Origin of the sequence: Tolypothrix campylonemoides VB511288_2 (assembly GCF_045999855.1) — a bacterium.
GTDB classification, from domain to species: Bacteria; Cyanobacteriota; Cyanobacteriia; order Cyanobacteriales; family Nostocaceae; genus Scytonema; species Scytonema bouteillei_A.
Map to the genome: position 1 here is coordinate 1 of NZ_JBFPMW010000003.1, position 12,573 is coordinate 12,573.

The window sequence follows — 12,573 nt, forward strand, 5'->3', positions numbered from 1 at the left end:
CGCCGAACCAGCCGACATAAAGGCGGTTTTCGGTGGAGGTGATCCAGTTACAGAATTGCTCCCATACACTTGCGCTTTCGCGACGCTGTAAGGTTGCTGTCATGGTTTTATAATTGCGGTTGTTTTTTATGAATGAATCAGGCTTTTTGTGCGCCTGTGTCTTTAATTTACATATGTTTACACAACTTTACAATACCCGTTTCTTTATTAGAAGTGATTTGAAATATTAGCTTGAGTTATGATTCACAAGTTGGGCTTTGGCGTCAGCCACAGATATAAAGGCGCGAGCGGTAGCACGGGGGCATATATATTGAGGGCAAGAAGCCTTTGTGCTTAACGGCTAGACTGCCGGATCTCGCTCAAACACGGCTCTAAATAGCGCGATCGGGTTTGCTCGTACCATACTTCTGGTAGAGTGTATGCGATTTTGGACGCAATTCAAATGTCGTTTGGGAACGATAAAAGCAGACATCAAATTCCAAGAAAAAATTCATGCGCCCTAATAATAACGGTACATCGTCCGTTCGGCTCCATGCAAACACCAATCTGACGGGTGCAAAAAATTTGACAACGATGGTAAATCAAACTTCTGCCCTCAAACTTCTGCCTTTGCATGAGGTTATCATGAGTTGAAGATATAATCCTAAATTCTATGAAACCCGAAATTGCCCGTCATCTTTGGGACTTACTTTGGAAAGACTATAGTAGCAGGGTGACTTACGCCCGAACCTACACGCAGATGATTGAGAAAGCGGGTGGAACTGTTGCTAACGACCACATTGCTTTTAGGTCTTTACGTATGAGTGTAGATAGTCCGCAGCGTAGAGTGAAGTTAGGAATTGATTATTTAGAGCAACTCGTCCAAATTTTAGGTTATGAAGCGGCAGGAGAATATTCTTTTCCTGAAACCCACCTTTATGCCCGTCACTATCGCCATCCCCAACAAGAAGAATTTGATTTACCCAAACTGTTTATTAGTGAATTAATTGTAGATGAGTTACCAGACAATATCGTGCAACTCATTCGTAAAACCGTGGCTGGTGTTAATTTACTAAGTTCTTCTGCCATTTTTAATACATTTAGCGATAGTACGGAGCGTCTTGCTAAAGAACTTTCAAGAGTCTTTTCTACTCCTTGGCAACCTCCAAAGCGATTTGTGGTAGAACAAGTTAACAAAGTGACACAATATGGTGCTTGGGTATTGCTACATGGTTATGCAGTTAACCATTTTACAGGATATGTTAACCGCCAAAACACTTTAGCCTATCCAGATATTGAAACCACTGTCCGTGCTTTAGTTAACTTAGGTGTACCCATGAAGGAGGAAATTGAAGGTGATGTTACCTGTGGATTGCGACAAACAGCAACTCAAGCGGTGACTGAAATTGTATCGGTTCTTGATGATTCAACAGATACAGAAATTCAAATTCCGTGGACTTACGCTTATTACGAACTTGCCGAGCGGTATCTGATAGAAGTGGAACCAGGTAAGCAAGAACTTTTTGATGCGTTTTTAGGAAAGAACGCCCAGCAGTTGTTTCAAATGACAAAGATAGTGGGTAGTTAGTAGGAGTGAAAGGCGTTGCGCCCATACAGGCGTTAATTGCTGTTCCACCAACCACTTAGCTAAAAATACAATTTGACATATCGCTAAATCTCGATATAATAATCACAGGTATGGATACTATAGATATATTCAAAGCACTTTCAAATGAAACTCGGCTCCAAATCCTGCATTGGTTAAAAGAGCCAGAGAAGTATTTCCCAAATCAAGACGTAGATCCTTATAGTGTAGGAATATGCGTTAGTTGTATTCAAAAGAAAACTGGCTTGGCTCAGTCCACTGTATCTCACTATCTATCTGTGTTAGAGGCTGCAGGGCTAGTAGTCGCTACCCGTCAGGGACAATGTACTTACTACCGACGCAATGAAGAAGCATTTTCTAAATTTGTATCTCTTGTAGCGAAGGAACTGTAAATTTTTACAACTTTTGCGATTAAGTAGTATTTATCCCATTGTCTGAGAGCTATCCTATCTGATTACATCGAATTAGTTCGATATTTCCATATTGATAATTGCTTTTAAGTGATTGCGAAGCTATCTAGGTTTGGTACAGCTATTAACTTACAGTATATTTGAGGAAATAATTATGCTATTTAGCTATTTGGTCTTACTCATTATCGGTATAAGTAGTGTTTGGCTTGGACTCAAGATAACTGAAGAGGTTTATCGCATTGCAGTTGTGTTTGCTGGAGCCATATTATTGCTGATGGGATTTCTTTTAGTTCCATCAATTGTACAAATAGGGGTTTTATTGCTTTTGTTGGGATTGCACCAGTTATATACCCCGCAAAAGATTTTAGGCAGAGTCGTTACGACTACTGAAAAAACTCCTACACAACCAACTCAGCTATAATTCAGTAGTACTTGACCGTATTGGTTTTGAAAGTTTTCACGATCCCCGACTTCTGTAAGAAGTTGGGGATATAGCCCACTTAACTCCTTAAACTTAATAGGTCAGACAGACAAGGACGTCCCACATTACGGGGAATAACTGAAGATTTCTATCGCTCCCAACAGGTTTAATCAAAATGGCACTAACTCAAAACTACAAGTTAAACCTGATCCAATGGTATCCAGGTCATATTGCTAAGGCGGAAAAAGCATTAAAAGAACATCTCAAGCTTGTAGATGTGGTTCTGGAAGTACGTGACGCCCGTATTCCCCTAGCAACGCACCATCCCCAAATCAATGAGTGGATAGGAAGCAAACCACGGGTGTTAGTACTGAACCGAGTGGATATGCTCTTGCCTCAAGCACGGCAAACATGGATAGAATGGTTCAAACAACAGGGAGAAGTTCCTTACTTTACTAACGCCCAACAAGGTCAAGGAGTTGCTGCAGTGTCAAAAGCAGCGCAAGCTGCTGGCGTGGTCATTAATGAACGTCGGAAAAATCGTGGAATGTTACCCCGTCCGGTGCGTGCTGTAGTCATTGGTTTTCCCAATGTAGGCAAATCAGCGTTAATTAACCGTTTGTTAGGGCGGCGAGTTGTAGAAAGTGCTGCACGTCCCGGTGTAACTCGTCAATTGCGATGGGTAAGAATTTCCGATCAAATAGAATTGTTAGATTCACCTGGTGTGATTCCCAGTAGATTGGAAAATCAAGGGAATGGAGTAAAATTAGCTATTTGTGATGATATTGGCGATGCTTCTTACGATACTCAATTAGTATCAGCTGCATTAGTAGATTTACTGAAAGATTTAGAAGCTACAGCACCTCATCTATTACCAAAACAACCCTTATACGCCCGTTACACACTTGACCCAGCGCCTTTTACCGGAGAAGCTTATTTACAAGCTTTGGCAGAACACCGATATAAAGGTGATGTAGAACGAACTGCAAGACAATTATTAACAGACTTTCGCAAAGGGTTACTTGGTGAAATTGTTTTGGAGTTACCACCAGATTACGAACCATAAAAACTGCTTCCTTTCTGTTCTCAAAGATTTCGGGAAGTTAACTATCCCACAATTAGTACTCTGGGATACCTCTTTAAGATGAGTTCGATAGACGGGGTATTTCAAGGAATTCGATGAAAGGAGAGAGAGAAGAAACGTTTGGAGCGCGATACCTGAAAAGGTGGACGCGGTCGTAGAGCCGATAAAATCTGTTGTGCAGGTGGGCATTGTCATCCAATACCGGTAGATAATAGAATTATCGGGAAAGGAGGAGTCCCATCACTCCACGTTTGAGAATTATTATTGGATAATGCTCATAGCGAGCAGTTTTAAATTGTTATCTAGCTTCAAAATATATCATGCTATTGAAAAAGTACAATACTTTTTCAATTAGTCGTTATACTAAACTCGCATCCCCTCACATTGAAGGTGTTATTTCAAGTCTAATTTTTACCAAAAATTTTCGACACCCATAAAGCCCACTCAAGAAGTTATTGTCGTTGCAATAAAGTTTGTAACAACAATGACTCGTAATGCATGACATTTATTATGTTACGAGACCAACAACTACAGCTTCAAATGCAATTTATAGAAAAAGCTACCAATGATATTAGTACTTTGGAAATTGTATTATTTGAAATTCAGATCCATCGTCAACTCACCTTACCAAGAATTAATGCAGGACTGAGAGCAGTTCATTCCATAAAAGGTGGTGCTAGTCTCATGGGATTTCAAGTACTCAGTCATTTAGCTCATTGTTTGGAAGACTATTTAATTTTTTTAAAAAATCACAACAGCTCCTTAGAAACCGACCCCGATCTCCTGAATTTATTACTATCTGGAGTTGATTGGCTCTGTCAAATTGTCAAATTATATTCAGAAAATCGTGCTGTGGACGAACAGTGGTTCACAACTTTTTGCTATCCAGTTTTTCAAGAAATTCAAGAACATTCAAACAATCAAAAGAACTCAACTTACACTGATATTTTAGCAGCGGTTGTAAACAATGAATAGTAACCAGTGACACCTTAATCCCGGTTACCGATCGCAGTTCATTGATGACCGAGAGTTGCGTACAAATTCACTACCGGACCGATCACAACAATAGCAGGTGCTGCAAACTGAGTTGCTTCCACTCGCTCCACAATTGTCCCCAAGGCACCGATTAGCTCTTCTCGATCCGGTCTTGTTCCCCAACGTATTAAAGCAATAGGTGTTTCCAAACTTAAGCCGCCCTCTCTCAACTGTTCCACAATGTAAGGCAGATTGTGAATGCCCATGTAGATGACAATCGTTTCCGAGCCGCGAGCGATCGCATTCCAATTAATTGCGGGACGATACTTACCAGCAGACTCATGCCCGGTCACAAAAGTTACTGAAGAACTGTACAGGCGATGCGTTAAAGGAATGCCAGCATAAGCAGGAGCCGCAATACCAGATGTAATACCGGGGACAACCTCCACTGATACACCAGCCTGAAGCAATTCCTCCATCTCCTCGCCACCGCGACCAAAGATAAAAGGATCTCCACCTTTTAACCGCACAACAATCGCATGCTCCTGCGCCTTCTCAATCAACAACTGTGTCGTTTCTTCCTGTAATAAAGAATGACGTCCCCGCCGCTTACCAGCATCAATTTTCTCCGCTTGAGGATTAATCATCGCCAAAATTGCCGGACTAATTAAAGCATCGTAAACGACTACATCCGCACATTCCAGCAAACCCTTTCCCTTCAAAGTCATTAACCCAGGATCTCCCGGTCCTCCACCTACCAAATAAACTTTTCCCAAACTTCTCTTCCCCTCTTGTTTCGCACCCTTTGTGTCTTCGCGGTTCATTGTTCTACCAAATCCCAAATCAAATCAGCTAATTCCGCACTTGTTCCCAAAGGGTCGGCCAATTGAAAACTAACCTCTGGAAACAGTAATTTTAGCTTCTCTTGCGCTCCTGCGATCGCATCAGTTATGCCACCTGCGAATAGGAAATATGGCAAAATTGCAATGCGACGACAGCCAGCAGTCACTAACTCCTGTACCCGCGATTCCAAACTTGGCGGATGTGCCCAATAAGCAGTCACTGCACTTAAAGACGTTGCCATTGCTTCTACTGGTAACACAGAACCGAGACGACGGCTACCGTGCGCTAAAAGAATTTTCCCCTCTACCTCCATGGAAACCAATTGCTTAACCAATAAAAACTTCAAACCCGGATGACTGCCTAAATATGGTTGTAAATATATTTTAATTCCCCGATCTAAAGACTGTTGTGCCAAAGCAACTTCCACCGGAATATCCTCCATTACGTGAACTCCAGGGAGAAGAAACAACGGTAGAATTTTTAAACTACAACATCCCAAAGCAAGGGCATTTTTGCTAAATGTTTTTATTTGTTCGTGTAGGGGTTCAGGATTAAGTTCTAGATAAGCCGTACCTACCAAAGATTTATCTGGTATGACTGCAACATCGTTACTAACGATGCTGGGCAAATATTTTTCGAGCTTGTGATGTAACAGACCCGCTAGGCGCTGCATAGCAATTTCCGGACGTGGATCGTGACTTCCGTGAGACACTAGCAGATATGCTGATGGCATTGGTTAGAAAGTAGAAACTAGTGAGTGATTAGTGGTTAGTAGTTACGCCCTTTAGGCTCTAAAATTACTTTTGTAGTTGGGTGGTCGCTACCCACCATTCTAATGCTCGAAGGCATTGCCTGCGCTACGTTCACAGGCAAGCATTTTGCGGAAGGGAGTCGTAGTTCCTCAAATAACTACTATCTACTAACCACTAACCAATAATATATTATTTGACTTGGGGATCGGCAATATAACGGAAAGTTGGTTCTGAATTCCAAGGACCGCGTTCGTCTTTGCCGTTACTAGACAAATTGTAGTAAATATCCACAGTGCTATCTGGTTGGATATTACCAAAAAATGGGTCTGTTAACTTACCCAAAGACTCTAGCGCCTTCATAAACATTTGGGTATGAGAAATTTCCCGCGTAAGAAGGTGAACTAGCGCCTGTTTTGTACCTTCTTCCGGAGCTAATTTAATCAACTCTTCATAAGTTTGACGCGCACCCGCTTCTGCTGCGATGTTAGCTCGTAAATCGCGTACAACATCACCACCTTCATTCACGTATGCTGCTGTCCACGCTTGTCCTTGACTGTCTAACAAATGAGGTCCTACACCCCTAACAGCAAACAGCGTGCTTTTATAAGCTTCTGTTTGATCGACATTTTTCGTATGAGCTTCGATCAATCTGCCAACCATTTCCAAATGGCTAAATTCTTCAATGGCAATGTCTTGTAACATATCGCGAATCCCAGCATTCTCGCAGTGAAAAGATTGCGTCCAATATTGCAAAGCAGCTGTTAATTCACCAGTAGCACCACCAAACTGCTCTAGAAGCAGTTGGGCAAAACGTGGGTTTGGCTCGCTAACGTTAACAGGTTTAATTGTCTCTTTTTTATGTAAAAACACAATGACGCTCCTTAATTTTTCTACTGCTTTATTGCCTTGGCTTAAGGCGACACTTCTCTCACGTGTTTTTCGCCTCAAGCAAGAATTTATTTGCACCTAATAGAAATCCTAAGGATACTCATCAAGTTTCACCTGTTTCTGGAGTAAGAGTTGTGTTTGAAGATCGTTCTCTCTTTGGTTACCGATCGCTAAAAATTACTGCTTCTCCATACTATAAGTATAAAATTTATCAAACGCTCCCACTGTTTCAAATTTATACGAAGGTATCCAGTTGTTGAGCGTTAAGTCAGTGCGGTAAATGCTAAAAATTAAGAAATCTTGCCTTTCTGTTCTTGCCGCAATAATATCCCGTATTTGTGGATTAGCTGCTTCTACCAGTTCATTGCAATTAAACTTAATAATATTCTCGAAAATATTCGGAGTTTTCTTGCAAACATTGCCTTTCACGTATTCCGATAACTGTTCCACAGCATATTCTTCATACCGATCCTGCTTGGGGTTTGTCCTTGCCATTGCTAACCCTATAGTCGCTAGCCCCAGGACTCCCACGCATACAATAATGGATAAGACTCTCATTTTCCTAATTGCTAGTAGCTTTAGCGATTAGACTTTAGATTAGCGGAACACGTTCCTTTAAAAAAAGGACTAGATCGTTTAAGATAGTTATGCTATACTCAGGAATGTAATGGCGAGCGTAGCCAAGTGGTTAAGGCAGAGGATTGTGGTTCCTCCACTCGTGGGTTCAAGTCCCATCGTTCGCCCTGAGAAAAACTCATTAAGTCAATTAAACATAAAAGGCAATGGATAAGCGCTCTGTCTGGTCAGACCGATACTTAGTATCCATCGCCTGTGGTTCTCGAATGCAATTTAAAAGTAAGTGAAACAGATTGGTAATTTTAAAGCCCTCCTAAAAAATTCCTAGCAGAAAGATAAAAGTTAAACCACATAAGGCAAGAAGAGAAATTATCATCATGTTGCCTACACTGCGATCTTGAACAGTAGGGTGTGAAGGTTGGCTCATACTGAGTTTAAACCTTATTCAAAACTACAATCGTAATTATAGATAACTAAATAGGAATTTATCTTGGTTTAATAAGATACTTTATTTTAGTTTATCTAAGTTTATTTTCGCAATAACTTAATTCAATGAATTTTTGTTTCATGACTTTTAGAAGAAGATTTGAAAAGTTTCATCTCAGACTTTTGGTATTGCCATAGGTCTTATGCAACTTCAACAGTATTTAAAGTATTTCATGCGCTTAGCTCCATCCAATTCCGTTAACAATCTACCATGCGAGGTTGAGTCTTACAGAGTTTATTCCCAAATGGAGCCTGGGAACGAGAGGAAAACAAAATGTTGTACTGGGTGAAGGTATAGCTCCTTATACTTCGGCTGTATCCTTGAAGAATTCTGCATTCTGTTCGATCTGGCGAAGATCTCCCGATCCTTATCATGAAGTTTAGCAACATTTTATTAACTTGATACTTGCTGGTTTTTATTAAAAAATAAGAACAGACTATGTCTTTAGTTAGAATACAAAATACTTGTTAATAAGATAACCGTAAAAATGTAAACTAGTTGAGGGCTGATGCTAAATGAATATTACTAATTGTTAATTTCTGAAAAAATTTGCAATTATGTCGTAGCTGTTAGCTATTAGTTCCAACTGGAAGGAAAGCTCAATGTCAAATATAAATAAGAATTGCCATGTCAGAATTACTTCAAGCCATCTTGGATAGTGAAGAGAAAAATGATTTGCGTTCTTTGATAAGCGAGTTACGCAAGCAGGAAAAAAAATATCTGCTGCGAAATGACATCCTCAATTTGTACGGTGAATACTGCTCGAAGTACGAAAAGTCAGAACAGTTTTACAAAGCCTCGCACTTGGGTAAGTTAATCTATTACACTCAAGAAATTATTCAAGAGGAATCCAGTCTCTGTTTTATCATCCGTCCTAAGATAGCCAGTCAAGAAGTTTATCGACTGACAGCCAATTTAAATATTGAGCCAATGACAGTACAGGAACTGTTGGATCTGCGCGATCGCTTGGTTAACAAATACAACCCCAATGAAGGCGACTTGCTGGAGTTGGATTTTGGTCCGTTTTACGATTACTCACCCATCATCCGCGACCCAAAAAATATTGGCAAAGGGGTGCAGTTCCTCAACCGCTATTTATCTGGAAAGTTATTTGCGGATGCCAAACAGGGTCTGGAATCTTTGTTGAATTTTTTGCGCCTCCACCAGTACAATGGCGTGCAACTGCTGATTAACGAACGCATCAAGTCACAGCAGCAACTTTCAGACCAAGTCAAGAAAGCATTAGCTTTTGTAAGCGATCGCCCCAGCGAACAATCATATGAAGAATTCCGGTTTGACTTACAGATGATGGGCTTTGAACCGGGTTGGGGAAACACCGCCATGCGAGTTCGGGAAACGTTGGGTATTTTGGATGAACTCATGGATTCTCCCGACCCTCTAACTTTAGAAGCCTTCATTTCTCGCATCCCAATGATTTTTAGAATTGTCCTCGTATCCGCCCATGGTTGGTTTGGACAAGAGGGAGTTTTGGGACGTCCCGACACTGGCGGTCAAGTGGTTTACGTTCTAGATCAAGCGAAGAATTTAGAGAAGCAACTGCAAGAAGATGCTATGTTGGCTGGGTTGGGCGGATTAAACGTTAAACCCAAAGTTATTATTCTTACCCGCCTGATTTCCAATAGTGATGGAACTTTATGCAACCAACGGCTAGAAAAAGTCTACGACACAGAAAATGCTTGGATATTGCGAGTTCCTTTGCGGGAATTCAATCCCAATATGACTCAGAATTGGATTTCACGGTTTGAGTTTTGGCCTTATCTGGAAACATTTGCTATTGATGCAGAAAAAGAACTGCGGGCAGAATTTCAAGGCAGACCCGATCTAATTGTCGGTAATTATACTGATGGTAATTTAATCGCATTTTTACTGTCCCGACGTTTGGGTGTGACTCAATGTAATATTGCCCATGCATTAGAAAAATCTAAGTACTTGTTCAGCAACCTCTACTGGCAAGACTTAGAAGATAAGTATCATTTTTCATTGCAATTTACTGCGGATCTGTTGGCAATGAATGCTGCCAATTTTATTATTAGCAGTACTTATCAAGAGATTGTAGGGACTCCAGATAGTGTGGGACAGTACGAATCTCTTAAGTGCTTTACGATGCCAGAACTGTACCACGTTGTGAATGGGATTGAACTGTTTAGCCCCAAGTTTAACGTTGTACCGCCAGGAGTTAACGAAATTTGCTATTTCCCTTACACGCGTACCGAAGACCGAATTGAAAGCGATCGCGCCAGATTAGAAGAAATGCTATTTACTCTGGAAGATCCAACGGAAATTTTTGGGACTTTAGATGACCCCAACAAGCGCCCCTTGTTCTCAATGGCTCGTCTTGACCGGATTAAGAACTTGACCGGTTTAGCTCAATGCTTCGGTCAAAACAAAGAGCTGCAAGAACATTGCAATCTCATATTAATTGCAGGAAAATTGCGAGTTGAAGAATCAGGCGATAATGAAGAACGCGATGAGATCGTCAAACTTTATCGGATCATCGAAGAGTACAATCTTCAAGGTAAAGTTCGTTGGTTGGGAGTGCGTTTGACAAAAAGTGATTCTGGGGAAGTGTATCGAGTCATTGGCGATCGTAAGGGAATATTTGTACAACCCGCTTTGTTTGAAGCTTTTGGTTTGACAATTTTAGAATCAATGATTTCAGGATTACCTACTTTTGCCACACAGTTTGGCGGTCCATTAGAGATTATTCAAGACAAAGTTAATGGTTTTTACATCAACCCAACCAATTTAGAAGAAACAGGTGAGAAAATTTTGGAATTTATCAAGAGTTGCGAACAAAATCCCCATTATTGGGAGCAAATTTCCCAAAAAGGAATTGAAAGAGTTTACAGTACCTATACCTGGAAAATTCATACATCCAAATTGCTATCTTTGGCTAGAATATATGGCTTTTGGAACTTCATTTCCAAAGAAAATCGAGAAGATTTGTTGCGTTATATAGAAGCTTTATTTTATTTAATTTATAAACCAAGAGCACAACAACTCTTAGAGCAACATAAGTATCGGTAGAAATTATGAATTATGAATTATGAATTATCAAATTTATCATAATCATAATTCATAATTCATAATTCATTGTGTTAATTCTAACCAAGTTGTTTGTCCAACAATGCCATCCACTGCTATGCTGCGCTGGTTTTGAAAAGATTTAACAGCCGCTTCTGTTAGCGCACCGAAAACTCCATCAACTTGAACAGCGTAGCCATTGTACGATAACAACCGTTGTAAAGCTCTAACAGCAATACCTTCATTGCCAAAAGTTAAAGTTGGCAGGGCTTGATTAGTATAATCGTAAGATATAGCAGTTACCACTTGGTAACCACTTCGTTTAGTAGTGAATCTTCGCCTGTAACGACGAGAATTGACCTTAGGGGTATTTTCTGACGCTACTAACAACTCCACAAAAGAAGCTGTTTGAGATGGATTCACTATATTTTCATTTTCTGTAGTTTGTTCTAATGGGGAGACTTGTATTGTCTCATCATATTGCATAAATTCAGGTGGTGTAATTTGAGCAAGTGAAACTATCGGAGATAGCTGGTCTTGATTTGACTCTTCCACGCTGCTCTCTAACTGAAGAAATAGCTGATTCGCTAAACTCAGTAAAGAAAATTGTCCTGTTTGCAATACGCCCGTCATCAGCAGGGCAATATCAGTCATTGTGTCACATTTTACGCTAGGCCCATGCTTTATTTGACAACTACTACAGGTGTTGTTCCGGAATAAACAGTAATTACAAAATAAAAAATGTAATAATTTTTTCCAAAGATTCCGTAAACTGGTCTTTGCTCTTCGTTATAAGTATAAATATGGAATACGGGTAAGGAGTCATGCTTTCTTTGACTGCTTACCCAAAGCCATACTACTCTAGATTTTGAATTGAGCTACATTTCTGGTTGCACTCTTTTTTTTAAGATGATAGGATTTGTGCGATCGCGTTTCATCAAACCGAATCTAATTTCTAATTGGCATGGAAGCGTTAATTAACCTGTTAATTCAGCCCAAGTTCTAGAACCAACCACACCATCAGGGTTTAGACCCCGACCGCTTTGAAAAGCCATCACAGCAGATTCTGTGAGAGCACCGAAATTGCCATCAATTCTTACAAAGTACCCGTTAGAAACTAAAAGCCGTTGTAAAACTCTAACAGAGTGACCGGAGGAGCCAAATCTTAGAGTTGGTAAACCTGATGCTCGTGCTGACATAAATTGTGCTTTGGATTGTTCCTCAAATTGTTCTTCAAGTTCTTACTCAAGTTTCCTAGTGGTTTTCCTTGAGGCTGTGCTGCGTTTGTAAATTCTTACATAATAATTGAGTTATAAATCAATTTCATTTTTTCATTTTAACTATCTTTCAAAAAACTGGCACAACTGGAAAAAATGTTAATGGTTAACGAGTGGTGGTGAATTTAGCACTACAGGTGATTTTCTAGAATGGAGTTAGCAATCCGGTGAGGTTCTGCACTTTAAATTTGACAGGCATTCTTACGTAAAATGACCACACCCGTAGGAGC

12 protein-coding genes, 1 tRNA gene and 1 pseudogene are annotated in these 12,573 nt (G+C 40.3%); 7 read left to right on the forward strand and 7 right to left on the reverse strand.

Annotation, left to right across the window (positions count from 1 at the left end; translation table 11 throughout):
* Positions 1–371: 371 nt before the first annotated feature.
* Positions 372–560 (reverse strand): annotated as a pseudogene (locus AB0756_RS08940) (hypothetical protein); the annotation flags it as partial.
* A 92-nt stretch (positions 561–652) separates the two neighbouring features.
* Between AB0756_RS08940 and AB0756_RS08945 the strand changes: the two are divergent.
* The 5 genes from AB0756_RS08945 to AB0756_RS08965 all read left to right on the forward strand — a co-directional run bounded on the left by AB0756_RS08945 (position 653) and on the right by AB0756_RS08965 (position 4,475).
* The gene (locus tag AB0756_RS08945) at positions 653–1,567 is read left to right on the forward strand and encodes a DUF1338 domain-containing protein (protein ID WP_038075412.1); all 915 of its coding nucleotides are present in this window, start codon (positions 653–655) and stop codon (positions 1,565–1,567) included.
* Between the two features lie 110 nt (positions 1,568–1,677).
* Positions 1,678–1,977 (forward strand): ArsR/SmtB family transcription factor, encoded by a 300-nt coding sequence (locus AB0756_RS08950; RefSeq protein ID WP_038075415.1) that lies wholly within the window; start codon positions 1,678–1,680, stop codon positions 1,975–1,977.
* Positions 1,978–2,149: 172 nt separating this feature from the next.
* Entirely contained in the window at positions 2,150–2,416 is a 267-nt protein-coding gene (locus AB0756_RS08955) for a hypothetical protein (protein WP_050045579.1), read from the forward strand.
* 175 nt (positions 2,417–2,591) lie between these two features.
* Positions 2,592–3,482, forward strand: coding sequence for a ribosome biogenesis GTPase YlqF (ylqF, locus tag AB0756_RS08960; RefSeq protein WP_038075418.1), 891 nt, complete (start codon positions 2,592–2,594; stop codon positions 3,480–3,482).
* A 516-nt stretch (positions 3,483–3,998) separates the two neighbouring features.
* On the forward strand, positions 3,999–4,475 hold the full coding sequence (locus AB0756_RS08965) for an Hpt domain-containing protein (protein WP_038075421.1): 477 nt from the start codon (positions 3,999–4,001) through the stop codon (positions 4,473–4,475).
* A gap of 38 nt (positions 4,476–4,513) precedes the next feature.
* Here AB0756_RS08965 and cobA read toward each other — a convergent pair whose 3' ends face one another.
* The 4 genes from cobA to AB0756_RS08985 form a co-directional block, all read right to left on the reverse strand.
* A complete protein-coding gene (gene cobA / locus AB0756_RS08970) occupies positions 4,514–5,299 on the reverse strand; it encodes a uroporphyrinogen-III C-methyltransferase (protein WP_038075423.1) in 786 nt (261 codons plus the stop codon).
* Positions 5,296–6,051: a sirohydrochlorin chelatase gene (locus AB0756_RS08975; RefSeq protein WP_038075425.1), complete on the reverse strand. Its 756-nt coding sequence runs from the start codon at positions 6,049–6,051 to the stop codon at positions 5,296–5,298. The genes cobA and AB0756_RS08975 overlap by 4 nt, the downstream gene beginning before the upstream one ends.
* A gap of 208 nt (positions 6,052–6,259) precedes the next feature.
* Positions 6,260–6,940 carry a manganese catalase family protein gene (locus AB0756_RS08980; RefSeq protein WP_038075621.1) on the reverse strand — a complete coding sequence of 227 codons (681 nt, stop codon included), beginning with the start codon at positions 6,938–6,940 and terminating at the stop codon, positions 6,260–6,262.
* Positions 6,941–7,135: 195 nt separating this feature from the next.
* Complete coding sequence (locus AB0756_RS08985; protein WP_038075427.1) at positions 7,136–7,516, reverse strand: DUF4359 domain-containing protein; 381 nt, start codon at positions 7,514–7,516, stop codon at positions 7,136–7,138.
* A 112-nt stretch (positions 7,517–7,628) separates the two neighbouring features.
* Between AB0756_RS08985 and AB0756_RS08990 the strand changes: the two genes are divergently transcribed.
* Together AB0756_RS08990 and AB0756_RS08995 are read left to right on the forward strand one after the other, a co-directional pair.
* A tRNA-His gene (locus AB0756_RS08990) sits at positions 7,629–7,701 on the forward strand.
* A 947-nt stretch (positions 7,702–8,648) separates the two neighbouring features.
* Complete coding sequence (locus tag AB0756_RS08995; protein WP_038075430.1) at positions 8,649–11,069, forward strand: sucrose synthase; 2,421 nt, start codon at positions 8,649–8,651, stop codon at positions 11,067–11,069.
* A gap of 63 nt (positions 11,070–11,132) precedes the next feature.
* Here AB0756_RS08995 and AB0756_RS09000 read toward each other — a convergent pair whose 3' ends face one another.
* Both AB0756_RS09000 and AB0756_RS09005 read right to left on the reverse strand, forming a co-directional pair.
* The gene (locus AB0756_RS09000) at positions 11,133–11,720 is read right to left on the reverse strand and encodes a peptidoglycan-binding domain-containing protein (RefSeq protein ID WP_038075432.1); all 588 of its coding nucleotides are present in this window, start codon (positions 11,718–11,720) and stop codon (positions 11,133–11,135) included.
* 323 nt (positions 11,721–12,043) lie between these two features.
* On the reverse strand, positions 12,044–12,265 hold the full coding sequence (locus AB0756_RS09005; RefSeq protein ID WP_033335405.1) for a peptidoglycan-binding domain-containing protein: 222 nt from the start codon (positions 12,263–12,265) through the stop codon (positions 12,044–12,046).
* Positions 12,266–12,573: the final 308 nt, after the last annotated feature.

Bases quoted from the DNA above. Each gene is read 5' to 3' on its own strand.
- AB0756_RS08975 (WP_038075425.1), bottom strand. From the start codon at position 6,051: ATGCCATCAGCATATCTGCTAGTGTCTCACGGAAGTCACGATCCACGT.
- AB0756_RS08985 (WP_038075427.1), bottom strand. From the start codon at position 7,516: ATGAGAGTCTTATCCATTATTGTATGCGTGGGAGTCCTGGGGCTAGCG.
- AB0756_RS09005 (WP_033335405.1), bottom strand. From the start codon at position 12,265: ATGTCAGCACGAGCATCAGGTTTACCAACTCTAAGATTTGGCTCCTCC.
- AB0756_RS08950 (WP_038075415.1), top strand. From the start codon at position 1,678: ATGGATACTATAGATATATTCAAAGCACTTTCAAATGAAACTCGGCTC.
- AB0756_RS08965 (WP_038075421.1), top strand. From the start codon at position 3,999: ATGACATTTATTATGTTACGAGACCAACAACTACAGCTTCAAATGCAA.
- AB0756_RS08955 (WP_050045579.1), top strand. From the start codon at position 2,150: ATGCTATTTAGCTATTTGGTCTTACTCATTATCGGTATAAGTAGTGTT.
- AB0756_RS08945 (WP_038075412.1), top strand. From the start codon at position 653: ATGAAACCCGAAATTGCCCGTCATCTTTGGGACTTACTTTGGAAAGAC.
- AB0756_RS09000 (WP_038075432.1), bottom strand. From the start codon at position 11,720: ATGACTGATATTGCCCTGCTGATGACGGGCGTATTGCAAACAGGACAA.
- ylqF (WP_038075418.1), top strand. From the start codon at position 2,592: ATGGCACTAACTCAAAACTACAAGTTAAACCTGATCCAATGGTATCCA.
- AB0756_RS08995 (WP_038075430.1), top strand. From the start codon at position 8,649: ATGTCAGAATTACTTCAAGCCATCTTGGATAGTGAAGAGAAAAATGAT.
- cobA (WP_038075423.1), bottom strand. From the start codon at position 5,299: ATGAACCGCGAAGACACAAAGGGTGCGAAACAAGAGGGGAAGAGAAGT.